General features: G+C 71.4%; 25 protein-coding genes, 1 tRNA gene and 1 pseudogene. 11 read left to right on the top strand and 16 right to left on the bottom strand.

Annotated elements, in window-relative coordinates:
- Positions 1-84: 84 nt before the first annotated feature.
- The 8 genes from ACFY8U_RS15045 (at position 85) to ACFY8U_RS15010 (ending at position 9,614) form a co-directional block, all read left to right on the top strand.
- Positions 85-420 carry an antibiotic biosynthesis monooxygenase gene (locus tag ACFY8U_RS15045; protein ID WP_361435580.1) on the top strand — a complete coding sequence of 112 codons (336 nt, stop codon included), beginning with the start codon at positions 85-87 and terminating at the stop codon, positions 418-420.
- Entirely contained in the window at positions 407-1,312 is a 906-nt protein-coding gene (locus ACFY8U_RS15040; protein ID WP_389570025.1) for an amidohydrolase family protein, read from the top strand. The genes ACFY8U_RS15045 and ACFY8U_RS15040 overlap by 14 nt, the downstream gene beginning before the upstream one ends.
- Positions 1,313-1,352: 40 nt before the next feature.
- A complete protein-coding gene (locus ACFY8U_RS15035; protein ID WP_389570024.1) occupies positions 1,353-2,105 on the top strand; it encodes a response regulator transcription factor in 753 nt (250 codons plus the stop codon).
- Between the two features lie 20 nt (positions 2,106-2,125).
- Entirely contained in the window at positions 2,126-3,778 is a 1,653-nt protein-coding gene (locus ACFY8U_RS15030; RefSeq protein WP_389570021.1) for an ATP-binding protein, read from the top strand.
- 26 nt (positions 3,779-3,804) lie between these two features.
- On the top strand, positions 3,805-5,064 hold the full coding sequence (locus ACFY8U_RS15025; protein ID WP_389570018.1) for a glycosyltransferase: 1,260 nt from the start codon (positions 3,805-3,807) through the stop codon (positions 5,062-5,064).
- Positions 5,061-7,208 (top strand): ArnT family glycosyltransferase, encoded by a 2,148-nt coding sequence (locus tag ACFY8U_RS15020; RefSeq protein ID WP_389570015.1) that lies wholly within the window; start codon positions 5,061-5,063, stop codon positions 7,206-7,208. Before ACFY8U_RS15025 ends, ACFY8U_RS15020 begins: the two co-directional genes overlap by 4 nt.
- Before the next feature lie 74 nt (positions 7,209-7,282).
- Positions 7,283-8,794 (top strand): MFS transporter, encoded by a 1,512-nt coding sequence (locus tag ACFY8U_RS15015; protein WP_389570013.1) that lies wholly within the window; start codon positions 7,283-7,285, stop codon positions 8,792-8,794.
- 43 nt (positions 8,795-8,837) lie between these two features.
- Positions 8,838-9,614, top strand: coding sequence for a TetR/AcrR family transcriptional regulator (locus ACFY8U_RS15010; RefSeq protein ID WP_389570907.1), 777 nt, complete (start codon positions 8,838-8,840; stop codon positions 9,612-9,614).
- Positions 9,615-9,675: 61 nt separating this feature from the next.
- Here the strand turns inward: ACFY8U_RS15010 and ACFY8U_RS15005 are convergent, their stop codons facing one another.
- The 3 genes from ACFY8U_RS15005 to ACFY8U_RS14995 form a co-directional block, all read right to left on the bottom strand.
- Entirely contained in the window at positions 9,676-10,482 is an 807-nt protein-coding gene (locus ACFY8U_RS15005; RefSeq protein WP_389570011.1) for a YceI family protein, read from the bottom strand.
- Positions 10,483-10,588: 106 nt separating this feature from the next.
- Positions 10,589-12,985 (bottom strand): MFS transporter, encoded by a 2,397-nt coding sequence (locus tag ACFY8U_RS15000; RefSeq protein ID WP_389570009.1) that lies wholly within the window; start codon positions 12,983-12,985, stop codon positions 10,589-10,591.
- Positions 12,986-13,000: 15 nt separating this feature from the next.
- Positions 13,001-13,444: a MarR family winged helix-turn-helix transcriptional regulator gene (locus ACFY8U_RS14995; RefSeq protein ID WP_361643977.1), complete on the bottom strand. Its 444-nt coding sequence runs from the start codon at positions 13,442-13,444 to the stop codon at positions 13,001-13,003.
- A gap of 245 nt (positions 13,445-13,689) precedes the next feature.
- Here ACFY8U_RS14995 and ACFY8U_RS14990 point away from each other — a divergent pair, with 245 nt between their 5' ends.
- Positions 13,690-13,923 (top strand): hypothetical protein, encoded by a 234-nt coding sequence (locus ACFY8U_RS14990; RefSeq protein ID WP_361599967.1) that lies wholly within the window; start codon positions 13,690-13,692, stop codon positions 13,921-13,923.
- Positions 13,924-14,088: 165 nt separating this feature from the next.
- On the opposite strand, the gene ACFY8U_RS14985 is transcribed toward ACFY8U_RS14990, so the two are convergent.
- Positions 14,089-16,080, bottom strand: a complete 1,992-nt coding sequence (locus tag ACFY8U_RS14985; RefSeq protein ID WP_389570006.1) for a calcium-binding protein — start codon at positions 16,078-16,080, stop codon at positions 14,089-14,091.
- A gap of 171 nt (positions 16,081-16,251) precedes the next feature.
- Positions 16,252-16,929, bottom strand: coding sequence for a formylglycine-generating enzyme family protein (locus ACFY8U_RS14980; protein WP_389570004.1), 678 nt, complete (start codon positions 16,927-16,929; stop codon positions 16,252-16,254).
- 109 nt (positions 16,930-17,038) lie between these two features.
- On the opposite strand from ACFY8U_RS14980, the gene ACFY8U_RS14975 reads away from it, so the two are divergent.
- Positions 17,039-17,377, top strand: coding sequence for a DoxX family protein (locus tag ACFY8U_RS14975; RefSeq protein ID WP_389570001.1), 339 nt, complete (start codon positions 17,039-17,041; stop codon positions 17,375-17,377).
- A gap of 22 nt (positions 17,378-17,399) precedes the next feature.
- Here ACFY8U_RS14975 and ACFY8U_RS14970 read toward each other — a convergent pair whose 3' ends face one another.
- The 3 genes and pseudogenes from ACFY8U_RS14970 to ACFY8U_RS14960 all read right to left on the bottom strand — a co-directional run bounded on the left by ACFY8U_RS14970 (position 17,400) and on the right by ACFY8U_RS14960 (position 18,812).
- Positions 17,400-17,822, bottom strand: coding sequence for a hypothetical protein (locus ACFY8U_RS14970; RefSeq protein ID WP_389569999.1), 423 nt, complete (start codon positions 17,820-17,822; stop codon positions 17,400-17,402).
- Positions 17,795-17,899 (bottom strand): annotated as a pseudogene (locus ACFY8U_RS14965) (DUF397 domain-containing protein); the annotation flags it as partial. The gene ACFY8U_RS14970 and the pseudogene ACFY8U_RS14965, both read right to left, overlap by 28 nt.
- On the bottom strand, positions 17,868-18,812 hold the full coding sequence (locus tag ACFY8U_RS14960; protein WP_389569996.1) for a Scr1 family TA system antitoxin-like transcriptional regulator: 945 nt from the start codon (positions 18,810-18,812) through the stop codon (positions 17,868-17,870). The gene ACFY8U_RS14960 and the pseudogene ACFY8U_RS14965, both read right to left, overlap by 32 nt.
- Before the next feature lie 118 nt (positions 18,813-18,930).
- Between ACFY8U_RS14960 and ACFY8U_RS14955 the strand changes: the two genes are divergently transcribed.
- On the top strand, positions 18,931-19,332 hold the full coding sequence (locus tag ACFY8U_RS14955) for a hypothetical protein (protein ID WP_389569994.1): 402 nt from the start codon (positions 18,931-18,933) through the stop codon (positions 19,330-19,332).
- On the opposite strand, the gene ACFY8U_RS14950 is transcribed toward ACFY8U_RS14955, so the two are convergent.
- The 8 genes from ACFY8U_RS14950 to ACFY8U_RS14915 form a co-directional block, all read right to left on the bottom strand.
- Positions 19,313-20,050 carry a hypothetical protein gene (locus ACFY8U_RS14950; RefSeq protein ID WP_389569991.1) on the bottom strand — a complete coding sequence of 246 codons (738 nt, stop codon included), beginning with the start codon at positions 20,048-20,050 and terminating at the stop codon, positions 19,313-19,315. The two genes, ACFY8U_RS14955 and ACFY8U_RS14950, sit on opposite strands and share 20 nt — an antisense overlap.
- 50 nt (positions 20,051-20,100) lie before the next feature.
- Positions 20,101-21,003: an RNA polymerase sigma factor SigF gene (locus ACFY8U_RS14945; RefSeq protein WP_361435622.1), complete on the bottom strand. Its 903-nt coding sequence runs from the start codon at positions 21,001-21,003 to the stop codon at positions 20,101-20,103.
- Positions 21,004-21,238: 235 nt separating this feature from the next.
- Positions 21,239-22,129, bottom strand: coding sequence for an RNA polymerase sigma factor SigF (locus ACFY8U_RS14940; protein ID WP_361609359.1), 891 nt, complete (start codon positions 22,127-22,129; stop codon positions 21,239-21,241).
- Between the two features lie 190 nt (positions 22,130-22,319).
- Positions 22,320-22,613, bottom strand: coding sequence for a Dabb family protein (locus ACFY8U_RS14935; protein WP_361670435.1), 294 nt, complete (start codon positions 22,611-22,613; stop codon positions 22,320-22,322).
- Positions 22,614-22,636: 23 nt separating this feature from the next.
- A complete protein-coding gene (locus tag ACFY8U_RS14930; RefSeq protein ID WP_175439350.1) occupies positions 22,637-22,801 on the bottom strand; it encodes a hypothetical protein in 165 nt (54 codons plus the stop codon).
- A 433-nt stretch (positions 22,802-23,234) separates the two neighbouring features.
- A tRNA-Ser gene (locus tag ACFY8U_RS14925) sits at positions 23,235-23,319 on the bottom strand.
- A 68-nt stretch (positions 23,320-23,387) separates the two neighbouring features.
- Positions 23,388-23,942: a tRNA adenosine(34) deaminase TadA gene (gene tadA, locus ACFY8U_RS14920; RefSeq protein ID WP_389569988.1), complete on the bottom strand. Its 555-nt coding sequence runs from the start codon at positions 23,940-23,942 to the stop codon at positions 23,388-23,390.
- Positions 23,942-24,475 carry a hypothetical protein gene (locus ACFY8U_RS14915; RefSeq protein WP_389569986.1) on the bottom strand — a complete coding sequence of 178 codons (534 nt, stop codon included), beginning with the start codon at positions 24,473-24,475 and terminating at the stop codon, positions 23,942-23,944. Before ACFY8U_RS14915 ends, tadA begins: the two co-directional genes overlap by 1 nt.
- Positions 24,476-24,513: the final 38 nt, after the last annotated feature.

Below are 24,513 nucleotides of genomic sequence, written 5' to 3'. Positions count from 1 at the left end.
CGACTGCGTGACCGGGTAAAGACTTGGATCCCTTCGGGCGACCCTTATGGACACGCCCGCCCTGCCCGGCGGAGGGTGATCCACATGACCCCGAACCTGGTGGCGGGCCTTGAACCGCCTTACTACACCGCTGTCTTCACCTCGATCCGGCCCGACTCCCCCGAGGGATACGCCGAGACCAGCGACCGTATGGAGAAGATCGTCAGCGAGCTTCCCGGCTTCCTCGGTCATGAGTCCGCCCGCACCCCCGGCGGCATCGGCATCACCGTCGCGTACTTCCGCGACCTCGCCTCCCTCGACGCCTGGCGGGACAACGCCGAGCACCAGGCCGCGAAGCGTCACGGCAGGGAGCACTGGTACGAGAGTTACAGCGTCCACATCGGCAAGGTCGAGCGGAGTTACGGTTTTGAGCGCGGCTGACACGACGCGGCAGCTCGCGGGGCAGCTCGCCCGGCGACTCGGGATCCCTGGGTTCGTCGACGTCCACACCCACTTCATGCCCCAGAACGTCCTCGACAAGGTCTGGGCCTACTTCGACGCCGTCGGCCCCCTCACCGGTGTGGAGTGGCCCATCACCTACCGCGAGGAGGAGGACCGGCGGGTCGCCCTCCTCCGCGAGTTCGGGGTCCTCGCCTTCACCTCGATGCTCTACCCGCACAGGGCCGGCATGGCCCCGTGGCTCAACGCCTGGGCCGCCGGCTTCGCCGCCCGTACGCCCGACTGCCTTCACACCGCCACCCTCTACCCCGAACCCGACGCGACCTCGTACGTCGGCACGGCGATCGACGACGGCGCCCGCGTCTTCAAGGTGCACCTCCAGGTCGGCGGGTTCGACCCGAACGATCCGCTCCTCGATGCCGGTTGGGGCCTCCTCGCCGACGCCGGCACGCCCGTCGTCGTCCACTGCGGTTCCGGGCCCGCCCCCGGAAAGTTCACCGGCCCCGGGCCCGTCGGACAGCTCCTCGCCCGCCATCCCCGGCTGCGGCTGATCGTCGCGCACATGGGAATGCCCGAGTACGCCGACTTCCTCGACCTCGCCGAGCGGTACGAAGGCGTCCACCTGGACACCACCATGGCCTTCACCGATTTCAGCGAACGCCTCGCGCCCTTCCCCGCCGCCGAACTCCCCCGGCTGCGCGCGCTGGGCGACCGGATCCTCCTGGGCTCCGACTTCCCGAACATCCCCTATCCGTACGTCCACCAGCTCCACGCCCTCGAACGGCTCGGCCTCGGGGACGACTGGCTGCGCCGCGTCCTGTACGAGAACGGCGCCGCGCTCTTCCCCCAGGTTTCTCAGGGAATTCACAGCTAACGGAAAGAGAGATCTCAGTACGTCCGGCCAGCGTGACCGTATGACTGCGATCAGACCGACCGCGACCACGTCCCGCGGGCGCACCGACATGCTCCGGCCCGACGGTTCCGCCGTCCGCGTCCTCGTCGTGGACGACGAGGCCTCGCTCGCCGAGCTGCTCTCCATGGCCCTGCGGTACGAGGGCTGGCAGGTGCACAGCGCAGGCGACGGGGCGGCGGCGCTGCGCGAGGCGCGGGAGTTCCGGCCGGACGCGGTGATCCTCGACATGATGCTGCCCGACATGGACGGGCTCTCGGTGCTCGGCCGGCTGCGCCGCGAGCAGCCGGAGGTGCCGGTGCTGTTCCTGACCGCCAAGGACGCCGTCGAGGACCGGATCGCCGGGCTCACCGCGGGCGGGGACGACTACGTCACCAAGCCGTTCAGCCTGGAGGAGGTCGTGGCGCGGCTGCGCGGGCTGATCCGGCGGTCCGGCGCGGCGCACGCGCGGAGCGAGTCGCTGCTCGCCGTCGGGGACCTGACCCTGGACGAGGACAGTCACGAGGTCACGCGCGGCGGCGAGTCGATCCATCTCACCGCGACCGAGTTCGAGCTGCTGCGCTATCTCATGCGCAATCCGCGCCGGGTGCTCAGCAAGGCGCAGATCCTCGACCGGGTGTGGTCGTACGACTTCGGCGGCCAGGCCAACGTCGTCGAGCTGTACATCTCCTACCTGCGCCGGAAGATCGACGTGGGGCGGCCCCCCATGATCCACACCCGGCGCGGGGCGGGCTATCTCATCAAGCCGGGGGAGTAGGGCGACCCATGCGAGGCGCCATGCGACGCCCTGCGCGAGGCCTCAGGCGAAGCCCCACGCGAATCCCCGTCCGAGCCCCCCGCTCCTGGTCGCTGCGTACGCGGCTCGTCGTCTCCGCCGTCACCCTGATCGCGATCGTCGCCACCGTGATCGGAACGGTGACGACGATCGCGTTCCGGTCCTATCTGTACGACCAGGCCGACGGGCAGCTGCGGGGCGTCGCCAACCGGGCCGCCGGGCCGCCGCAGACCATGCCGGGGCTCACTCCAGGCGGCACACCGGAGGTGCTCGGTTTCGTCACCGGCCCCGGCGCCCCGCTCGGCACGATCGGCGCGTCCGTCGTGGACGGTGAGCTGCGGGACGCCGCCGTCTCCGGGGAGGAGGAGCAGGGGGCGTACGGTCCGAAGTACCGTGCCCAGGCCCTGAACGAGGCCCAGCGCGCCGCCCTGGCCGCCGTTCCGCGCGACGGCACTCCCCACACCGTCGAGCTGCCGGGCATGGACGACTACCGGGTGGAGTACGCCTCCGGGAGCCGCGGGGACTATCTCGTCGGCATCCCGCTGTCCGACGTCCAGGACACCTTGTCCACCCTGATCCTCGTCGAGGTGAGTGTCACCGGCGCCGGTCTCGTCGCCGCCTCGCTGGCCGGCGGCGCGCTCGTCGGGATCGCGCTCCGCCCGCTGCGGCGGGTCGCCGCCACCGCCACGCAGGTGTCCGAACTCCCCCTCCACAGCGGAGAGCCGGCCCTTCACCACCGCGTTCCCGAGGCCGATCCGCGGACCGAGGTCGGGCAGGTCGGCGCGGCCATCAACCGGATGCTCGACCACGTCCACTCCGCGCTCCACTCGCGCCAGCAGAGCGAGACCCGGGTACGGCAGTTCGTCGCGGACGCCAGCCATGAGCTGCGGACGCCGCTGGCCTCGATCCGGGGGTACGCGGAGCTGACGCGGCGCGGCGGGGAGGAGTGCGGGCCCGACACCCGGCACGCGCTCGGGCGGATCGAGTCCGAGGCGACCCGGATGACGGGCCTCGTCGAGGACCTGCTGCTGCTGGCCCGACTGGACGCCGGACGCCCGCTCTCGTACGAGAGCACCGATCTCGCACCGCTCGTCGTGGACGCGCTCTCGGACGCCCGCGCGGCGGGCCCCGAGCATCACTGGCGGCTCGAACTTCCCGACTCCGCCGTGTCGGTTCGGGCGGACGCCGCCCGCCTCCACCAGGTCCTGGTCAACCTGCTCGCCAACGCCCGTACCCACACCCCGCCCGGCACGATCGTCACCGCGCGCGTACGGCCGGAGGGCGGCCACGCCGTCGTCGAGATCGAGGACGACGGCCCGGGCATCCCGCCCGAGCTCCTCCCCGTCGTCTTCGAGCGCTTCGCCCGGGGGGACGCCTCCCGCACCCGCCATGCCGGCGGCGGCAGCGGCAGCAGCACTGGGCTCGGGCTCGCCATCGTCCGTGCGGTGACGGCCGCCCACGGCGGGGACGTGACCGTGCGGAGCCGCCCGGGAGAGACCGTCTTCGCCGTGGCACTCCCCATGGAGCCCCGGGAGCCCACGGAACCCAGGGAGCCCAGGGAGCCCATCGACCCCACGGAACCCAAGGAGCACGATGGCGCCGCGCCCGCCCCGCACGACTCACAGGCAGGGCACAGGCTGATCACACAGCCGTGACAGCCGCCCTGGCGAGGGTCTGTGCCATGCGAACCCAAACGATCGCGGGCACTCTCCCCGCCCGGGACCACCTGCCCGTGGGGATGGCCGGGCGGCCCGTCCTCGATGTGGTGATCCCCGTCTACAACGAGGAGAAGGACCTGGAGCCGTGCGTCCTGCGGCTCCACGACCACCTCTCCCGCACCTTCCCGTACGGATTCCGGATCACGGTCGCCGACAACGCCTCCACCGACCGGACGCCCGAGGTGGCGGCCGCCCTGGCGGCGACGCTGCCCGAGGTACGGTCCGTACGGCTGGAGCAGAAGGGCCGCGGCCGGGCGCTGCGCACCGTCTGGTCGCACTCGGACGCACCCGTCCTCGCCTACATGGACGTGGATCTCTCCACCGACCTCAACGCCCTTCTCCCGCTCGTCGCGCCGCTCATCTCCGGCCACTCGGACCTCGCGATCGGCTCCCGGCTCTCCCGCTCCTCGCGGGTGGTGCGCGGACCGAGGCGGGAGTTCATCTCGCGGGCGTACAACCTGATCCTGCGCGGCTCGCTCGCCGCGCGGTTCTCCGACGCGCAGTGCGGCTTCAAGGCGATACGCGGTGACGTCGCCGAGCGCCTGCTGCCGATGGTCGAGGACACGGGCTGGTTCTTCGACACCGAGATGCTGGTCCTCGCCGAGCGGGCCGGGCTGCGCATCCACGAGGTGCCCGTCGACTGGGTCGACGACCCCGACTCCACCGTCCACATCGTGCGGACCGCGACCGACGACCTGAAGGGCGTCTGGCGCGTCGGCCGGGCACTCGCCACCGGTTCGCTGCCGCTCGACCGGCTCGCCCGCCCCTTCGGGGACGATCCGCGCGACCGGCGACTCGCGGGTGTGCCCCGCGGTCTGGCCCGGCAGCTCGTCGGCTTCTGCGCCGTGGGCGCGCTGTCCACGCTCTTCTACGTGGCGCTGTACTCGGCCTTCCGGCTCGGCATGGGCTCCCAACTCGCCAACGCCGCCGCCCTTCTGGTCTCCGCCGTCGCCAACACGGCGGCCAACCGGCGCCTCACCTTCGGTGTACGCGGCCGGGACCGTGCCGTACGCCACCAGGCGCAGGGGCTCGTCGTCTTCGGCATCGGTCTCGCCCTGACCAGCGGCTCGCTCGCCGCGCTCGGCGCGGCCACCGGCGACGCCGCCCACTCCACCGAACTCGCCGTCCTGATCGTGGCCAACCTCGCCGCGACCGTCGTGCGCTTCCTCCTCTTCCGGCTCTGGGTCTTCCCGGACACCTCGCTCGCAAGGAACACGCGATGACCACGATCACGTACGACACACCGCCGCCGACGGTCCACGGCGCGCACGCCGCTCCTCCCGGCGCCCGTCTCGCCCGCGTCTGGCGCGGGCGGCCCGAGGACGCCCCCTGGGTACGCCCCGCCTTCCTCGCGCTCCTCGCCGTCACCACCGCGCTCTACGTCTGGAACCTGAGCGCGTCCGGCTACGCCAACTCCTTCTACTCCGCCGCCGTCCAGGCGGGCAGCGAGAGCTGGAAGGCGTTCTTCTTCGGCTCGCTCGACTCCGCGAACGCCATCACCGTGGACAAGCCGCCCGCCGCCCTCTGGCCGATGGCCCTGTCCGTGCGGGTCTTCGGACTCGGGTCCTGGCAGATCCTGCTCCCCGAGGTGCTGATGGGCGTGGCGACCGTCGGTGTGCTCTACGCGGCGGTACGGCGCCGCTTCGGCGCGGGCGCCGGGCTGATCGCGGGCACGGTCCTCGCGCTCACACCGGTCGCGGCGCTGATGTTCCGCTTCAACAACCCGGACGCGCTGCTCGCGCTGCTGATGACGGTCGCCGTGTACTGCGTGCTGCGGGCCCTCGAGGACGCGAAGAGCGGCGGGAAGTGGCTGGTGTGGGCCGGTGTCGCCTTCGGTGTCGCGTTCCTCGCCAAGACGCTCCAGGCGTTCCTGATCCTGCCGCCGCTGGCGCTCGTGTACGCGGTGTGCGCGCCGGCCGGGTTCGGCCGCCGGATCGGGCAACTGGCCCTCGGCGGGCTCGCGATGATCGTCTCGGCCGGCTGGTGGGTGGCCCTGGTCGAGCTGTGGCCGACGTCCTCGCGTCCGTACATCGGTGGTTCGCAGAACAACAGCTTCCTGGAGCTCACCTTCGGCTACAACGGCCTCGGCCGGATCAACGGCAATGAGACCGGCAGCGTCGGTGCCGGCGGTGCCGGCGGTGGTGGTGGGGGCCGTGGTGGCGGCGGCTGGGGCGAGACCGGCATCGGGCGGATGTTCAACGACGCCGTCGGCGGCCAGATCTCCTGGCTGCTGCCCGCCGCGCTGATCCTTCTGGTGGCGGGTCTCGTCGTCACCTGGCGGGCGCCGCGTACGGACACGGCCCGGTCCGCGTTCCTGGTCTGGGGCGGTTCGCTGCTGATCACGCTGGCCGTGTTCAGCTTCATGGCCGGCATCTTCCACGAGTACTACACGGTGGCCCTGGCCCCGTACGTCGCGGCGCTCGTCGGCATGGGCGCGAGCGTCCTGTGGGAGGAGCGCGGCCGGTTCCTCGCCTCGGCGGCGGTCGCGGTGGCGGTCGCGGCGACGGCGGTCTGGGCGTACGTGCTGCTCGGCCGGACGCCCGACTGGCTGCCGTGGCTGCGCTGGACGGTCCTGGTCGCGGGTTCGGCCGCCGCGGTCGGGCTGCTGCTCGCGGGGCGGCTCGACCGGAGGATCGGGCTCGGGATCGCGGGGCTCGGTCTGGCGGCGGGGCTCGCGGGGCCGTTCGCGTACACGCTGGAGACGCTGAGCACCGGCCATCAGGGCTCGATCGTGACGGCGGGCCCGTCGGGCGGCGCGATGGGCGGCCGGCCGGGCGGCAGGGGCCCCGGCGGCCAGATGCCCGGCGGTCCCGGGGGCCAAGGCCAGGGCCAGGGCCAGGCCCCCACCGGTCGGATGCCGGGCGGCCAGGGTCAGGGTCAGGGGCAGGCGCCCGACGGCCAGGGCCAGATCCCCGGCGGCGCCCCGCCGCAAGGCATGGAACGCGGCGGCGCGGGCGGCGGTGGCGGTATGGGCGGCCTGCTCAACGGCGCGACCGTCGGTTCCGAGGCCAGGGCCGCCGTCCTCGACGGTGCCGACGGTTACACCTGGGTCGCGGCGGCCGTCGGCGCGCAGAACGCCGCCGGCTATCAGCTCGCCACCGAAAAGCCGGTGATGGCGATCGGCGGCTTCAACGGCAGCGACCCGTCCCCGACCCTGGCCCAGTTCAAGCAGTACGTCGCCCAGGGCAGGATCCACTACTTCATCGGGGGAGGCGGCATCGGCGGTGGCGGAGGCGGCATGGGTGGCGGCGGCGCCGCCGGCGGCGGGACGGGCGGCAGCTCGGAGATCTCCGCATGGGTCACGGCCACCTTCGAACAGGTCACCGTCGATGGCGCCACCCTCTACGACCTGACCCGCGAGAAGTAATCGCTATACAGCGTAAGAGAGACCCTTGTACGGTGTACGAGACCTGATTCCCGTACACCGTACAAGGGGGACCCATGACGGCGACGACCGCCGCCTCCTCGCCCACCACCACCGGTGGGCACCCGCAGCGCTGGCTGATCCTCGGCGTCATCTGTCTCGCCCAGCTCACCGTGCTGCTCGACAACACCGTCCTGAGCGTCGCGATCCCCTCGCTGACCTCCGAACTCCACGCGTCCACCAGCGACATCCAGTGGATGATCAACGCGTACTCGCTCGTCCAGTCCGGCCTCCTGCTCACCGCGGGCAACGCCGCAGACCGCTACGGCCGCAAGAAGCTCCTTGCCGTCGGCCTCGCCCTCTTCGGCCTCGGCTCGCTCGCCGCCGGACTCGCCGGCTCCACCGCGCAGCTGATCGCCGCACGGGCCGGCATGGGTGTCGGCGGCGCGCTCCTGATGACCACCACGCTCGCCGTCGTCATGCAGATCTTCGACGACTCGGAGCGGGTCAAGGCGATCGCCCTCTGGTCCACCGTCAGCTCGCTCGGCTTCGCCGGCGGCCCGCTGATCGGCGGGGCCATCCTGAACCACTTCTGGTGGGGAATGATCTTCCTCATCAACATCCCGGTGGCGCTGATCGGCCTGGTCGCCGTCCTCAAGCTCGTACCGGAGTCGAAGAACCCGCAGGGCGAGCGCCCCGACCTGCTCGGCGCGCTGCTCTCCACGATCGGTATGACCGCCGTCGTGTACGCGATCATCACCGGCCCCGAGCACGGCTGGACCTCCGCCGAGGTGCTGGTCCCGGCCGCCATCGGCGCCGCCGTCCTCGGCGCCTTCGCGCTGTGGGAGCTGCGCATCCCCTACCCGATGCTCGACATGCACTTCTTCCGCAACCAGAAGTTCATCGGTGCCATCGGCGGCTCGCTCCTCGTCGTCTTCGGCATGGGCGGCTCGCTCTTCCTGCTCACCCAGCACCTGCAGTTCGTCCTGGGGTACGAGCCGCTGGAGGCCGGTCTGCGGATGGCGCCGCTCGCGCTGACGATCGTGGGTCTCAACCTGACCGGTCTCGGCCCGAAGCTCGTGATGAAGATCGGCACCCCGGTGGCGGTCCTCATCGGTATGACCCTGGTCTCCGGCGGCCTCACCTCGATCGCCGTCCTCGGCGGCGGTACGGACGGCAGCTACTGGGGCATGCTCCTCGGCCTGGTCCTGATGGGCGCCGGCATCGCCGTCTCGTCCCCCGCCATGGCCAACGCCATCATGAGCGCGATCCCGCCGGAGAAGGCGGGCGTGGGCGCCGGAATCAACGGCACCCTCGCCGAGTTCGGCAACGGTCTGGGCGTCGCCGTCCTCGGCGCCGTGCTCAACGCCCGGTTCGCCGCGCTGGTCGCCGTCACCGCGACCTCGCTGCCCGCGGCCCTCGCGGCGGCCGGAAGCGAGGCCGAACGGGCCGAGATCTCCGACGCGTTCGCCTCCGGTCTCCAGACCAGCCAGCTGGTCGGCGCGGTCGCCGTCTTCGTCGGCGGCCTGGTCGCGGCGGCGCTGCTGCGGAGGGCGGAGCGGTCCGAGAAGCGGCAGGCGGCTGCATAGCATGGTGACGGACCGCTGACAGGTGAGCTCACGGAGGAACGCGATGGTCAAGGCCGCCGACCGGGCCAGGAACCCGGCGCGTTCCAGCGTGTGGCTCGAACAGCGGACCCCGCGCAGCGGAGGCGGCCCGGCCGGCCTCGACCGCGACCGGATCGTGGCGACCTCGATCCGGATGCTGGACGAGGACGGCCTGGCCGGCCTCTCGATGCGCAAGCTGGCGACCGAGCTCGGCGTCACGGCGATGTCGCTCTACTGGTACGTGGACACCAAGGACGACATCATCGAGTACGCCGTCGACTCCGTGTACGGGGAGATCGACCTCGACGCGGTCGACGCCGCCGGGGGGTGGCAGGACCGGGTCCGGGTGCTCGCCCTGGACTACCGGCGGATGCTGGTGCGCCACCCGTGGATGTCGCCGTGCGCGGGCCAGTACCTGAACATCGGCCCGCACGCGATCGCCGTGGGCACGAAGATCCAGGACGCGGTCAGGGACACCGGCCTGCCGCTGCGCCGGCAGCCGAGCGCGATGTCGGCGGTCTTCCAGTTCGTGTACGGCTACGGGACGATCGAGGCGCAGTTCGAGCGCCGGGCGACCGAGGCGGGCATGTCGCAGGACGACTTCTACGGTGAGTCGATCAAGGCCTTCCGCGACGATCCGCAGTTCGTCGAGGCGCTCGAACCGATGGCGGAGATCCTCGACGAACGGGCCTCGCACGGCAGCGTCAGCGACATCTGGGACCGCGACTTCGACTACGCCCTGGAAGTGCTGGTCGCCGGCATCGAGGTCATGGTCGCTCGCGAGGCGGGCGACCCCTCCTGACGGCGCTCGCGAGGCCGGCGACCTCTCCTGGCCGGAGAGGCCCTTGACGTCGTGGGGAGCCTCAGTCCTCCCGTACCGCCTGGATGTCCAGGGTCACCCTCAGCGTCGCGCCGATCGCCGCGATGCCGGCCGACACCACCTGGTTGTAGTTGATCGCGAAGTCCTCGCGCCGCAGTTCGGCCTCGGCGCGGAACGCCGCACGCACTCCGCCCCACGGATCCGCACCCGTCCCCAGGTAGGTGAGATCCAGCGGGACGTGCCGTGTGACGCCCCGCAGGGTCAGCTCGCCGTCCACGGTCCACCGGTCCGGGCCCGCCGCCCGCAGGGGGGCCGTGCTGCGGTACGTGAGTTCCGGGAAGCGGTCCACGTCCAGGAAGTCCGCGGACCGCAGGTGCTTGTCCCGCAGGCCGTTGCCGGTGTCGACGGACCCGGCCCCGATGACCGCCTCCACACGCGAGGCCAGGACGTCCGGCGCGATCTCGATCCGGCCGGTGAACTCGGTGAACCGGCCGTGCACGCTGGAGATCCCCAGGTGCTGGGCCACCGCGCCGACCGAGGAGTGCGCCGCGTCCACGGTCCAGGTGCCCGGCGGCGGCAGTTCCGTGCCGCCCGCGCGGGCGAGGACGACCGTCCCGACGTCCGCCCGCCCGGTCCCGCCGACCAACGCCGTGCGCGCGTCCGGCGCGTAGCCGAGCGCGGTCACCACCACCGTGTACGGGCCCGGCGCCAGCACGCCCTCCGCCCGTGCGACCCCGTCGCCGTCGGCCGCCGCCCGCAGGACCTGTCCGCCCGAACCGTCCGTCACGGTCACCACCGCGTGCTCGACCGGCCACCCGTCGCGGGTCCGTACCTGTGCGTGCAGTCCCATCCGTACCCTCAACCCTCACTCGGAAGAACAACGGGGCGGCAGGCCGTCCCCTGCCTGCCGCCCCGGACCCGGCCGCGCCTCCGCTCGGAGCGCGGCCGGGAGTCGGTCACTCGCCCGGGTGGGCGAGTTCGATGTCGTGGCCGTCGATCCCGGCGCCGGTCACGGTCAGCCGTCCCGCCACCGGCGGGTAGCCGGTCGCGATGAGCGTGTACTCGCCGGTGTCCAGGTCGGCGAAGGCGTACGCGCCCTCCGTGTCCGTCGTCGCCGAGGCCTTCACGTTCCCCGCGGCGTCGACCAGGGTCACCCGCGCGTCGGCCAGCGGCCGGTGGTCGAGGCCCGCGCGGACCGTCCCGTGGACGACCGCTCCGGCCACGAGGGCCACGTCGAGCCGGGTCACGCCCTGGCCGCCGATCTCGACGGGCAGCGCCTGCGGACGGTGTCCGGCGGCCGTGACCGCGACCGTGACCGCGCCCGGCACCAGCTCGCCGAAGACGAAGCCGCCGTCCGCGCCGGACTTGCCGGTGGCCAGCACCTCGCCCCGTACGTCCGTGATCACGACCATCGCCCCGTCCACGGGCGTGCCGCCCTCGGCGGAGGTCACCGCACCGGTGAGCCCGCTGGTCCCGGTCAGGAGCACGTCGTGGGCGAGCGGACCGTCGTTCACGACGACCGTGGAGGCCTGCGGCTGGAAGCCGTCGGCGGAGGCGATGAGGACGTACGAACCGGCTGCCGGCGCGTCGAGGGCGTACCGGCCCTCACCGCCGACGACCGCGCGGCCGAGTTGCTGCCCGCCGAGCGAGATCAGCGTGAGCGTCGCACCGGCCAGGTCCGTGCCCTCGGCCGTACGGACGGTGCCGCTGACGGTCAGGCCGGTGGAGAGGGCGGCCACCGCGTCGGCCGCCGGCTTCTCGGTCGTCACCGGGGTCGCGTCGGCCTGAGGGGCCGAACCGCTCTTCAGGGCGACCTCCTTGATGAACAGCGTCACCAGGAAGGCGAGCAGCGCGAAGGGGGCCGAGTAGAGGAAGACGTCACCCACACCGTGGCCGTACGCGTCCTCCATGACGGTACGGATCGGGGCCGGCAGCTTGTCCATGTCCGGGATGCCGCCGCCCGTACCGCCGCCGCTCATGCCCGCGGCCTTCGGGCCGAGCGCGGCCATGCCGTCCTGGACGTAGTTCGTGACCCGGTGGGCCAGCACCGCGCCGAGCGCCGAGACGCCGATCGCGCCGCCGAGCGAGCGGAAGAAGGTGACGACGGAGGAGGCCGAGCCGAGGTCGGCCGGGGCGACCTGGTTCTGCGTGCACAGCACCAGGTTCTGCATCATCATGCCGAGGCCGAGACCCATGACGCCCATGAAGAGCGCGATGTGCCAGTACTCCGTGTCGTAGCGGATCGTGCCGAGCAGGCCGAGTCCGCCGGTCGTCAGGGCACCGCCGCTGACCAGCCAGGCCTTCCACCTGCCGGTCTTGGTGATGACCATGCCGGAGACGGTCGAGGAGACGAACAGACCGGCGATCATCGGGATGGTGAGGACGCCGGACATCGTCGGCGACTCGTTGCGGGCCAGCTGGAAGTACTGGCTGAAGAAGACCGTGCCGGCGAACATCGCGACGCCCACGAAGAGCGAGGCGACCGAGGCCAGGGTGATGGTGCGGTTGCGGAAGAGGCGCAGCGGGATGATCGGCTCGCTCGCCCGGGACTCGACGAGGACGAAGAGCGCGCCGAGGACCACGGAGCCGCCGACCATCGCGGCCGTCTGCCAGGACATCCAGTCGTACTTGTCGCCCGCGAAGGTCACCCAGATCAGGAGGAGGGAGACGGCGGCGCTGATGACGAAGGCACCGGTCCAGTCGACCTTGACCTTTCGCTTCACGACCGGGAGCTTCAGCGTCTTCTGCAGGACGAGGAGCGCGATCAGCGCGAAGGGCACGCCGACGTAGAAGCACCAGCGCCAGCCGAGCCAGTCGGTGTCGGTGATGACTCCGCCGAGCAGCGGGCCGCCGACGGTGGCGACGGCGAAGGTGGCGCCGAGGTAGCCGCTGTACCGGCCGCGCTCACGCGGGGCGATCATCGCGGCCAGGATGATCTGGGAGAGGGCGGTCAGACCGCCGACGCCGATGCCCTGGACGACACGGCAGGCGATGAGCATGCCGGTGTTCTGGGAGAGGCCGGCGACGACCGAGCCGGCGACGTAGATGATCAGGGCTATCTGGACGAGCAGCTTCTTGGAGAAGAGGTCCGCGAGCTTGCCCCAGAGCGGGGTGGTCGCGGTCATCGACAGAAGCGCGGCCGTGACGACCCAGGTGTAGGCGGACTGGCCGCCGCCCAGGTCGGTGATGATCTGCGGGAGGGCGTTGGAGACGATCGTCGACGACAGAATGGCGACGAACATGCCGAGCAGCAGCCCGGAGAGCGCCTCCATGATCTGCCGGTGCGACATGGGCGCACCGTCGGAGGTGTGGCCGCCCGCCTGCGTTGGCGGGGCGGGTGTGGTCGTGGCCATGAACGTCCTTTGCTGTTACGCGTGGTGGGCCCGGCAGTCCCCGAAGGAGTCGCGGAGGCGGGCGAGCAGGTGGGTGAGCAGTTCGACGTCGTCGTCGGACCAGTCCGCCAGGTTGCGGGTGAGCATCGCGGTCAGCCGGCGGTCGAGCTCGTCGAGCTTCTCCCTGCCCTCGTCGGTGAGGTGCAGGATGCGGGAGCGCCTGTCGGCGGGGTCCGGCAGCCGCTCGACCCAGCCGCGGTCGACGGCGTGGGAGACGTGGCGGCTGCTGACCGACATGTCGACCGCCATCCGCTCCGAGATCCGGCTCATCCTCATGTCCCCGTCGTGCTTGAGCAGGGCGAGGACGATGGCCGATCCGCTGGGGCAGTCGGCGGGCAGCGAACGGGCCATCCCGCGCTTGACCGCGCCGATGGCGCTGACCTGTCGGGCGAGGTTCTCGTACCGGTTCGGCTTGTCCACTGTGACCCCATGACCCGATGCATCTTGTTGCTTAGGGCAACCATAGAGATGGATGGTTGCTCCAGGCAAACTAAATCGGTCAAACGGCGCTAAAGAATCGGCAAAGGGGAGGGGGACGGGAGGTGGAGCCAGGGGAGGGGTACGGGTGAGGGTGCGGGGGATCAGTGCTGGACCGGTGCCGGAGCGGTGCCCGGACCCTGCCGGGGCTTGGGACAGGAAGCGGGGGTTCGCTAGGGTCCTGGCTCATGGCACACAACCCCCAAGCTCCGTACGGTCAGGGCCCCGGCCCCGAGGGCAACTACGACCCCGCCGGCAGCACCCAGATGTTCCGCGCCTTCGTCGACGAGGGCGCCCCGCAGGGCGGCGGCCGCCAGGCGGCTGCGGCTCCCCAGTCCTCCGGCCCCCGTGTGGGCCTCATCGTCGGCGTGGTCGCCGCGATCGTCGTCCTGGCCGCGGTGGCTTGGCTGGCCCTGGGCTGAGCGCCGCATCCCGGCCTCGGGCCGGAGCCGTGGACCGGCGCCATGGCCCGGTCCTCGGCCGGCGCCGAAAGCCGGCCCTGGCCGGGCCCGACATGAACCGTCACCGGAGCCTCCTCGGGCTCCGGTGACGGTCGATGGCCCGGCGGGTTCGGCCGGTTCGCCCTGCTACGGGCAGCTGTTGCGGGTGTCGCCGGTGTCGGTGGAGCAGGAGTCGAAGCCGGTGCCGCCGTAGGCGGCGTCGTTGCCGGTGACGCCGTCGCGGGTGTCGAGGTTGTCGTTGCCGGCGTCGCCGTTGAGGCGGTCGTTGCCGCTCTGGCCGATGAGGCGGTCCGCGCCGTTGCCTCCGTTGACCAGGTCGTTGCCGGGTCCGGCGTACACGGTGTCGTTGCCGCCGCCGGCGTTGACGGTGTCGCTGCCGCTGAGCGCGCAGATGACGTCGTTGCCGAAGGTGCCGTTGAGCGTCTCGTAGCTGCTGGTGCCGATGATCGTGCAGCCGCGGGCGTTGTTCACCGTGGTGGCGGCGTTGGCGTTGTTGTTGCCGGGCACGGGGTCGGTCTCGACCGCCGCCGTCGCCACCCAGTCCGTCAGGGTGCCGGTGGCGCGCGGCTCCGCGACCACCGTGACGGTGGCCGAGGCGCCGGGGGCCAGGTTGCCCAGCGGGCACGTCATCGTGGTGGGGTTGACGGTGCACGGCCCGCCCTGGCTGGGCGAGGCCGACAGCAGGGTCCCGGAGCCGCCGGTGAGCGTGTCGGAGACCGAGACCGCAGTGGCGGTCGCCGTCGCGCTGTTGTTGGTCACCCGGACCGTGTACGTGGCCTGGTCACCGATGCTGATCGTGCCGGGCCCGGTCTTCGTCACCGAGAGGTCCACGCTGGGCGGCGTGGGGGCGCCACCGCCGCCTTCGTAGCGCGCGACCGCGAAGTCGCTGTTCGGCCCGCCGTCGCCCGCCGCGACGATCTTGCCATCGGCCTGCAGCGCGACCGCGCGGGCGATGTCGGCGCCGCCGAACGAGGTCGTCACCCGGCCGCCGGTCCCGAAGCCGGGGTCCAGAGCGCCGTCGGGGTTGTAGCGGATCAGCCCGAAGTCGCCGCCGGTGGCGCCGCCCCTGCCCGCGACCAGGATTCTGCCGTCGGACTGCACCACCCCGTCCCTGGCCGCTCCGCCGGCGGTGGTCACCCTGCCGTCACCGCTGAAGCTCGTGTCCAGGGTGCCGTCGGCGAGATACCGGACCACCGCCGCGTCCGCGTCGGTGTTCCCCATGGCGACGATCTTGCCGTCGGCCTGTACCGCCACCTCCTCGGCGCTCTCGTACGCGCCGAAATCGGTACGCACCATGCCGTTGCCGCTGAAGCTCGTGTCCAGGCTGCCGTCGGTGTTGTACCGCATGAGCATGAAGTCGAAGCGGGTGGTGCCCACCTCGCCGCCGACGACGATCTTGCCGTCGGTCTGCAACGCGAGGGAGCGGCCCGATCCGCCCGCCTCCGGGCTCGGGTCCGGGTCCGTGGCCACCGTTCCGTCACCGCCGAAACTGGTGTCCGGGCTGCCGTCCGCGAGGAGACGGGCAGCCGCGAATCGGCCGCCCGCGTAACCGGCGGCCACGATCCTGCCGTCGGGACGCACCGCCACGTCCTGCGCACCGGCGGGCTGGCCGAACGCGGTGAGGTACGCGACGCCGCCGTCGCCGAACGTCGTGTCCAGGCTGCCGGCGGCGGTGTAGCGGGCCACCGTGAACGTGCAGCACGTCTCGAAGTCGGTCGCGGCGCTCCCGACCACCACGATCTTGCCGTCGTCCTGCACCGCGGCCGCCTCGGCGACCTGGGTGAAACCACCGATGTCGGTGGACACCCTTCCACCGTCGCCGAAGGTGGAGTCCAGGCTGCCATCCGTGAGATAGCGGACCAGCGCGTAGTTCCCGAACGAGTCCGGCGCGTCGGTGCCCACGACGACGATCTTGCCGTCGGCCTGCACCACCACGTCGTTGCCCACCTCCTCCCCGCCGGCGGCGGTGAGCACCGTCCCGTCGCCCCCGAAGCCGGGATCCAAGTCTCCCGGGGCGGCCAGCGCCGCTCCGGGAAGGGCGAGCACCAGCGCCAGACTCGCGGCGACCGCGAGTCCGCCGCGCCCCAGGGTTCTTCGCAGACCAGTGAATGTGGACATGGAGACCTCTCGGATCGGGCCGTCCTGCGTGACGGTCCACAGACTCCGGCCATGCCCGCCGCGGTGGGGCCGACGGCTCGGCACCGCTGAGCTGCTTGGACGGTGTGATCCACTCACCCGGGTGAGCCCGCCGGAGGGTCGTCCAGGAAGGCCGTGCCCCCGGCGCTCCGGTCAGTGCCCGGCGGACCGCGCGAGGCGGAACCCGACGTCGTCGACACGGAAGGTGGGGTGGCTGCGGCGCCTCACCGAGGCCCGGCAGCTCCAGTGCTCGTCGAACCACCCGCCGCCGCGCAGTACGCGGTAACTGCCGTAGACCTCGGCGTCGTAGACGTCCCAGCACCACTCCCAGACGTTGCCGAGCATGTCGTGGAAGCCCCACGGGTTGGGCCGTTTTCCGCCCACCTCGTGGGTCCGCTCCTCCGAGTTGCCGCGATGCCAGGCGATCTCGTCGAGGGGCCCGTACCGGGGGCCGGCCGTTCCGGCCCGGCAGGCGTGCTCCCACTCCGCCTCGGTCGGAAGGCGGTAGCCGTCGGCCGAGGTGTCCCGCTCGACGTCGCCGACGCCGTCCGGCGGGAGCAGGTAGGCGGGCGTGAGCCCCTCGCGCTCGGACAGGGCGTTGCAGAACCGGACCGCGTCCCACCACGACACGCCCTCGACGGGCAGCTCCCCGCCCTCGGCGGCGCCGGAGCGCTCCCCGGTGACCCGGGCGTACAGGGCGCGGGTGACGGGGTACGTGGCGATCAGACAGGGCGCGACCTCGACCGTCCAACTGCGTTGTGTCCGGCGGTCCGAGAGCGTGACGGGTCCCGCCGGGACCGCGATCATCGCGTGCTCCGCACTGGCATCCATGAACGCGACCCTATTTCTCCGCCCGTACCTGTCACACAGGGGCGGCGCGCTCCGTCAGGGGGGTGTACGAGCGAGAAGCGCTCGCCGCCCCCGAGCCGAGGAGCCTGAGATGTCCACCACCTACATCGTCGTCACCGCCGTCGCCGCGTTCATGGTCGGCTTCTCGGCGCTCTCGGTCTTCATCAAGGCCCCGTGGGTGACCCAGCCGCTGACCGAGTACGGCGTCCCCCGGTCCTGGTGGACCTGGCTCGGCCTCGCCAAGGCGGCCGGCGCGGTGGGCCTCGTCGTCGGCCTGTGGATCCCGGCGATCGGCCTCGCGGCCGGCGTCGGAGTGGCCCTGTACTTCACCGGAGCCCTCATCACCGTGATCCGCGCCCGCTCGTACGCACACGTGGTCTGGCCGATGATGTACGCGGCCCCGGCGGTCGCCGCGCTGTTCCTGGCCTGAGCCCGAGCGTGAGCGTGTACGACTACGGCTCGATCCAGCGCCGCAAGGCGTCGAGGGTCGTCTCGGGCGAGGAGTTGAAGCACAGCCGGATGCCGGGTGCGGCCTCGGTGAGGACGCTCACGAGCCGCTCGAACACGAGGGTGTGCTCGGGAACCATCCGCACACCCCCGCCGATCATCGCGAGCCCGAACGACCCAGCGCCGAGCTCCTGCGCAACGGCCGCCTCTGCGGTGTCGGGGTCGGGATCGACCAGACACGTGACGACGTCGAACCCGGACTCCCGCAGCGCGGAGTTCGCAGCCTGGATGCGCGCGGTGAGCGCCTCCTGGGTGACGCCCTCGGGCATCTTCCGGTAGTCGAGCGAGCGGGGGTGCAGCCCGATGGAGAGCACCTTGGTGCCCTTGGGCAGCATCCCGCTCACAGGGACCGCACGAACGAGTCCCACGCCCGGCGGTCGAAGACGAGGGCGGGTCCTTCGGGAGCCTTGCTGTCACGCACGGGGACGAGGCCGGGGAATCCGGGGGCGACTTCGAGGCAGTTGCCGCCGTTGTCTCCGCTGTAGCTGCTCTTGATCCACGCCGCGGGAGTCAGATCGTGCATCTCCATGCTGTCCGTACCCTTCGATCAAGTCGCCTAACAGGGCGGTGGATTCGCGGGCCGACAGAGCATCTGCCCGAAGCCCATCATAGGTCTGGGTGTGCCGGAGCAAGACGGACGGATCGTCGCTGAAGTGGCCGCTGTCGAGCGACTCCGAGTAGACCCATTCGTGCCCGTCAGGCAGCTTGATCAGCGACAGTGACGTGTTCGGGCGGTGCAGACCGGCATCGCGAGCCGGTGCGATCTGTATGAAGACGTTGGGGAGTTCGCCCACCTGGAGCAGGTGAGCGCATTGCGCGCGCATGACGGCCGCGCCGCCGATGACGGTCCGGAGGCAGCTCTCGTCCAGTACGACTGAGTACAACGGTCCGTCCGCCAACAGGAAGCGTTGCTGGCGGCTCAACCTGGCACGGACCCGCTCCTCCAGTTCCACGCCGCTCGTTGCCCGGGAGAACAGGGCGTGGGCGTACTCCGGGGTCTGGAGCAGACCCGGCACGACGTGCACCTGGTACTCCCGAAGGATCACGGCCTTGGCGTCCATGTCCGCCCGCCGCTCGAACCAGTCCGGGTGCTGGACCTCCGGATACCAGTCGATCCGCCCCCACAGCCGAAGCAACACCCCGCCCGTCTCCAGCAGCTCGTCGCACGTCTTCGCGAACGCGTCCTGCGGGACCCGCGTGCCCGCCTCCACCCGGGCCACGTGCGAGCGGTCGCACGGGATCTGGCGTGCCAGGCCCTCCTGTGTCAGATCCGCCGCCTCCCGGTAGTGCCGCAGGACCTCGCCGAAGACCCCGGCCGTCGTCGCGGCCGTACCCCCCGTGGCGTTACGTCGGCTCACTCCATCCCCCCTTGTGACAGTGGGCCCTTGGCACGCGGCGAGCGTTGTGGCCGCCCCCTCCATTGAGCAACGCTTCAGGTACTGAGAGTAGTCGCCTGATCGGGTGAGGAGCTGTGGAATGGCAGGGCAGTTGGAGTGCGGGGGGTTCGTCTACGATCCCGCCGCCCGCAAGGTGGGCGAGTACCGGGGCGAGGCGGGGCCGTACGCCATGCTGCGACCCGTCGGGGGCGGGCGCGAGTGGCAGGCGGATCCGGCGCGGGTGCGGCCCGCGACGGCCGCCGAACGGCTCAGCGCGGGCGTGCGGGCCGCGAACGAGCGGGCGGAGGCGGAGTACGAGCTGAGCCGGCCGCCCGTGCCCGTGCCGGGCTGCGTGGACTGCGCGGAGCTCGCCGCGCGGCGGACGGCGGCGCGTGCCCGGTTCGACTGGAGCGCCGAGACCGATGCCAACGTGCTGCTGCGCCGGCACCGTGGTGAGCGTCACGCCCCGGACGATCCCCCGGTCACTTCCATGTCGCCGTGACCTTCTGGGTGTCGACGCGCATGCCGAGCGGGACCCGCCAGGAGTCCACGCAGACCGTGTACGTCGCCGTCTTCGCCGCCCCCGCCGCGATGGGGGCGGGGAGGGGCTGGGCCGATTCGATCGTCGCCCAGTCGACGCCCAGCGCGCCGATGATGTGCGTGGCGAAGGTGACCGTGCCTGAAGTGGCCGCCGTGCCGCCCGTGTTGCGGAAGGTGACCGTCACGCGTTCGCACCACCGCTTGTCGCCGTCCGCGAGGACCGGGGCGGAGAGGGTGAGCGTGGCGGGGGTGGCCGGTGTTGCCGGGGGTGGTGGGGAGGTCGTCGTGCCCGGGGGCGGTGCGGTCGCGGTGGGGGGCGGGGTCGTGCCGGGGCGGGCGGGTGTCGTGCCGGGGTGTGAGGTCCCGGGTGTCGTGTCCGTACCCGCGTCGGTGCCCGGAGCCGTATCCGTGCCGCCGGTGGACGGTGCCGGGGTCGGGCCGGGGGCCGCGCCCGGTGGGCGGGGTGAGGGGGACGACGTGCTCGAGGTGGTACCGCTCGCCGATGGTGGCGGGGAGTCCAGGGGGATCAGCGTGACCGATCCCGACGGGCGCACCGCGTCCCTCGGGGTGGAGCCCGCGCCGACCGCCGCGTAGCCCTCGTCCTCGCCTCCGCCGCACGCGGTCAGCGCTCCGCCCAGGCAGAGCGCGACCACCGTCAGAAGTGACTTCTGTCGCCGCATGGCGTCAGTGTTGCTGACGCCATGTCAGTTGTGAACCGGAAACGCGAACTTCAGTCGGCGATGAGACCCTGGCGGAGCTGGGCCAGGGTGCGGGTCAGGAGGCGCGAGACGTGCATCTGCGAGATGCCGACCTCTTCCCCGATCTGCGACTGCGTCATGTTGGCGAAGAAGCGCAGCATGATGATCTGCCGCTCCCGGGGCGGGAGTTTGGCGAGCAGCGGCTTCAGCGACTCGCGGTACTCGACGCCCTCCAGCGCCGTGTCCTCGTACCCGAGCCGGTCCGCGAGCGAGCCCTCGCCGCCGTCGTCCTCCGGGGAGGGGGAGTCGAGCGAGGAGGCGGTGTACGCGTTGCCCACCGCGAGGCCGTCGACGACGTCCTCCTCCGACACCCCGAGTACGGCGGCGAGTTCGGGGACGGTCGGCGAGCGGTCGAGCTTCTGGGCCAGTTCGTCGCTGGCCTTCGTCAGGGCGAGCCGCAGCTCCTGGAGCCGGCGCGGCACGCGCACCGACCACGAGGTGTCGCGGAAGAAGCGCTTGATCTCGCCGACGACCGTGGGCATCGCGAACGTGGGGAACTCCACGCCCCGTTCGCAGTCGAAGCGGTCGATGGCCTTGATCAGGCCGATCGTGCCGACCTGGACGATGTCCTCCATCGGTTCGTTGCGGGAGCGGAACCGGGCCGCCGCGTACCGCACGAGCGGCAGGTTGAGCTCGATGAGGGTGTCGCGGACGTACGTCCGCTCCGGGCTCTCCGCTGCGGCTCCGGAGTCGTCCAGGGCGCGCAGCCGGAGGAAGAGGGAGCGGGAGAGCGTGCGGGTGTCGATGGCTTCCGGCGTGACAACAAGCGGCGCGGCGGGCTCGGCACTCTCGGCCGTCGGCTGGACCGGCATCGGTACCGGCGTCTGCGCGGGCGTGAGCGTGAGCACCTTCGAGCTGCCCTGTTCTGCGGACATGCCACCCCCTTGAGGTCGCGGACGGTCGCGGCGGCCACGACCATCGGAGGAACGCAGCCTCCACCTGAATACCGGAGGCGGGGCTGCGGCAAACGCGGTTCCAGCAGAATGTCACATGTCGGCAACACGCTGTAGTGACTTGTCGACATGGCGTGGGTGAATATCCGCAGGAAACAAGGGGTGTAAGGCATTTGGGCCTGCGCGGAACTGCTCCGAACCGGTCTACCCGTTTCGGTTACGCCTCGATCCTGTTTGCGGATCTCAATCGGGCGAAGCTCCGGGCGAGGAGCCTTGACACATGCATCTGCGAGACGCCGAGTTCCTGGCTGATCTGGGACTGCGTCAGATTGCTGTAGTAGCGGAGCATCAGGATCCGCTGCTCGCGCTCGGGCAGCTGGACGAGCAGATGGCGTACGAGATCGCGGTGTTCGACCCCGGCGAGCGCCGGGTCCTCGTAGCCGAGCCGGTCGAGCAGTCCGGGCAGCCCGTCACCCTCCTGCGCCGCCTCCAGGGAGGTGGCGTGGTACGAACGTCCGGCCTCGATGCAGGCCAGTACCTCGTCCTCGCCGATCTTCAGACGCGCGGCGATCTCGGCGGTGGTGGGGGAGCGGCCGTGGGCCGTGGTGAGGTCCTCGGTGGCGCCGTTGACCTGGACCCAGAGCTCGTGGAGCCGGCGCGGCACGTGCACGGTGCGGACGTTGTCGCGGAAGTACCGCTTGATCTCGCCGACGACGGTGGGCATCGCGAAGGTCGGGAACTGCACGCCGCGGTCGGGGTCGAAGCGGTCGATGGCGTTGATCAGGCCGATGGTTCCGACCTGGACGACGTCCTCCATGGGCTCGTTGCGGGAGCGGAAGCGGGCCGCCGCGTACCGCACCAGCGGAAGGTTGGCCTCGATCAGCGCCCCGCGGACGCGGTCGTGTTCCGGGCTGCCCGGCTCAAGCCCCTTGAGCTGCCCGAAGAGCACCTGGGTGAGCGCGCGGGTGTCGGCGCCCCGGGTGCTCTGGGGACGGCTGCCCTGGGGGCGGTTGCCCTGCGGCCGGTTGCTCTGCGGTCGGGGGCGCGGGGTGTCCGGGTCGCCAGCCTCGTTCTGGGGCGGGACCTGAGGCGCTGTACTGGCCGGCACGTTCACGCCACCCCTTTTGCTGGTCAACTACGGTCAACTCATCCGTCAAAAGCGGTCATAGCATCACAAGACATGTCCACTGTGTGCAAGCACCGCATAACAACGTGTTGACGGCGTCGGGCGGACGCCAGCGGCCGGAAGGCCCCCCGCCGTGACGGCGAGGGGCCTTCCGGAAAAGAGCCGAACGTGTCTAGAACGCGTAGTCCGCGATCACCCACGTGGCGATCTCGCGCCACAGGGCGACACCGGCCTGGTGGGCGGGGTGGTCCAGGTAGCGCTGGAGCGCATCGGTGTCCTCGACCGCCGAGTTGATGGCGAAGTCGTACGCGATGGGCCGCTCGGAGACGTTCCAGCCGCACTCCCAGAAGCCGAGCTCCGGGATCTCCTTCTCCAGACCGTCGAACGCCTCGGCCGCGGCGAGGGCACGCGGGTCGTCCTTCGCGATGCCGTCGTTGAGCTTGAACAGGACCAGATGGCGGATCACAGCAGGACTCCTCGTCGGTGGTTCTAGTTGACGAGCTCGGTCATGAACTCGCCGACGCCCTGTGCGGCGGACGATATGCCCTCGAACCCTACCTGGACGAGATCGGCGGCCCTGTCCGGGGAATTGATGATCGTGTACAGCACAAAGACCACGAGCGCGTAGAGCGCGACCTTCTTCGCTTGCGCCATCTGCCGCGCCCTCCCCTGTCTGCACCCCTGCGTGGACGCGTGAGTCTAACGGAGCCGTCTCGGCCGCTTCATCGGACCTTTATGGACCAAGGGCCCGGTGACCGGGGTCCTTTGCCGCCCCCCGGAAGGGTGACGGCAGAGCAGTATGGATGTCGAGCCCGGCGGATCTGGCAGGAATCCGCAGGGGTCGAGGAACCGGCCCTCACTGCGGGGTCCACGCCGCGAGCTTCCCCCTGACAGCGGCGAGGACTTGCAGGACCGGTTCTCATCGGGGGGAGCGGCTTGTCCCCCCGATGCCGCTCCCCCCGTCCAGCGAGAAGGCCCCGGCCGCGCCCCCGGCGCGTCCGGGGCCTTTCGCGTACAAGGGCCCCCGCGCACGGGTCCCGGATACGCCGAAGGGCCCGGTGCGATGCACCGGGCCCTTCGATCGAAGCGGTAGCGGAGGGATTTGAACCCTCGGTGACTTGCGCCACACTCGCTTTCGAGGCGAGCTCCTTCGGCCGCTCGGACACGCTACCGAGAGAGAGCTTAGCCCAAAGAGGCCCCTGCGATGAAATCCGTATCGCCGCGCAGGTCGGAGGCGGGTTCAGCGGGTCCGGAAGAAGGCCGTCAGCTGCGCCGCGCACTCGTCGCCGAGGACGCCGTGGATCACTTCGGGACGGTGGTTCAGCCGCCGGTCCCGTACGAGATCCCAGAGCGAACCGGCCGCGCCCGCCTTCTCGTCCAGCGCGCCGAACACCAGCCGGTCCACCCTGGACTGCACGAGCGCGCCGGCGCACATCACACAGGGCTCCAGGGTCACGACGAGCGTGCAGCCGGTCAGCCGCCACTCGCCGGTCTTCGCCGCGGCCCGGCGCAGGGCCAGGACCTCGGCGTGGGCGGTCGGGTCACCGGTCGCCTCGCGCTCGTTGTGTCCGAGGGCGAGGACCGTGCCGTCCGGGGACAGCACGACCGCGCCGACCGGTACGTCGCCGGCCAGCGCGGCCCGGTCGGCCTCGGCGAGGGCGAGCCGCATGGACTCCCGCCAGGGATCCCGTACGGGATCGGGTGCTGCTTCGGGATCGGGTGCCGCTTCGGGATCGGGTACGGGTACGGGGTCGGGTACGGGTACGGGTACGGGATCGGGTACTGCTTCGGTCACTAGCGAACGGTCTCCAGAACCTCCGCGGCGCCCAGTGCGTCCGCGATCTCGGCGAGCGCGTCGCTGTCGAGCTCCTGCAGCTGGCTCTCGGACATGCCGAGGTCCGCGAGGATCAGCCGGTCGCCGACCGGTGCGGCGGGCACCGCGTCGACGGACACACCCGCCTCGTCCTCCTCGTCGTCGTCGCGGTCCAGAGGCTCGCCGTCCTCCGTACCGTCGAGGTTCAGGTCGTCCAGGGTGTCGGCGTCGTCCAGGTCGTCCCCGAGGATCTCCTTGGTGAGGATCTCCCCGTACGAGGAGCGGGCGGCGGCCGCCCCGTCCGACACGTAGATGCGAGGGTCGTCCTCACCCTCGATCCGCAGGACCCCGAACCAGGCGTCCTCCTGTTCGATGAAGACGATCACCGTGTCGTCGTCGACCGAGGCCTCGCGGGCCAGATCGATCAGATCCGACAGGGTCTCCACGTCGTCGAGCTCTGTGTCGCTCGCTTCCCACCCGTCTTCGGTGCGCGCGAGCAGTGCGGCGAAGTACACCGTGACTCTCCCACTGATCAGAGGTGTGACGATCCGGC

This window comes from Streptomyces sp. NPDC012508 (assembly GCF_042902595.1).
GTDB lineage: Bacteria > Actinomycetota > Actinomycetes > Streptomycetales > Streptomycetaceae > Streptomyces.
Note: the sequence above shows the minus strand (reverse complement) of the source record. Positions and strands in the feature narration are given on the sequence as shown.

Bases quoted from the DNA above. Each gene is read 5' to 3' on its own strand.
- ACFY8U_RS15045 (WP_361435580.1), top strand. From the start codon at position 85: ATGACCCCGAACCTGGTGGCGGGCCTTGAACCGCCTTACTACACCGCT.
- ACFY8U_RS15035 (WP_389570024.1), top strand. From the start codon at position 1,353: ATGACTGCGATCAGACCGACCGCGACCACGTCCCGCGGGCGCACCGAC.
- ACFY8U_RS15030 (WP_389570021.1), top strand. From the start codon at position 2,126: ATGCGACGCCCTGCGCGAGGCCTCAGGCGAAGCCCCACGCGAATCCCC.
- ACFY8U_RS15025 (WP_389570018.1), top strand. From the start codon at position 3,805: ATGCGAACCCAAACGATCGCGGGCACTCTCCCCGCCCGGGACCACCTG.
- ACFY8U_RS15020 (WP_389570015.1), top strand. From the start codon at position 5,061: ATGACCACGATCACGTACGACACACCGCCGCCGACGGTCCACGGCGCG.
- ACFY8U_RS15015 (WP_389570013.1), top strand. From the start codon at position 7,283: ATGACGGCGACGACCGCCGCCTCCTCGCCCACCACCACCGGTGGGCAC.
- ACFY8U_RS15010 (WP_389570907.1), top strand. From the start codon at position 8,838: ATGGTCAAGGCCGCCGACCGGGCCAGGAACCCGGCGCGTTCCAGCGTG.
- ACFY8U_RS15005 (WP_389570011.1), bottom strand. From the start codon at position 10,482: ATGGGACTGCACGCACAGGTACGGACCCGCGACGGGTGGCCGGTCGAG.
- ACFY8U_RS15000 (WP_389570009.1), bottom strand. From the start codon at position 12,985: ATGGCCACGACCACACCCGCCCCGCCAACGCAGGCGGGCGGCCACACC.
- ACFY8U_RS14990 (WP_361599967.1), top strand. From the start codon at position 13,690: ATGGCACACAACCCCCAAGCTCCGTACGGTCAGGGCCCCGGCCCCGAG.
- ACFY8U_RS14985 (WP_389570006.1), bottom strand. From the start codon at position 16,080: ATGTCCACATTCACTGGTCTGCGAAGAACCCTGGGGCGCGGCGGACTC.
- ACFY8U_RS14980 (WP_389570004.1), bottom strand. From the start codon at position 16,929: ATGGATGCCAGTGCGGAGCACGCGATGATCGCGGTCCCGGCGGGACCC.
- ACFY8U_RS14975 (WP_389570001.1), top strand. From the start codon at position 17,039: ATGTCCACCACCTACATCGTCGTCACCGCCGTCGCCGCGTTCATGGTC.
- ACFY8U_RS14955 (WP_389569994.1), top strand. From the start codon at position 18,931: ATGGCAGGGCAGTTGGAGTGCGGGGGGTTCGTCTACGATCCCGCCGCC.
- ACFY8U_RS14950 (WP_389569991.1), bottom strand. From the start codon at position 20,050: ATGCGGCGACAGAAGTCACTTCTGACGGTGGTCGCGCTCTGCCTGGGC.
- ACFY8U_RS14945 (WP_361435622.1), bottom strand. From the start codon at position 21,003: ATGTCCGCAGAACAGGGCAGCTCGAAGGTGCTCACGCTCACGCCCGCG.
- ACFY8U_RS14930 (WP_175439350.1), bottom strand. From the start codon at position 22,801: ATGGCGCAAGCGAAGAAGGTCGCGCTCTACGCGCTCGTGGTCTTTGTG.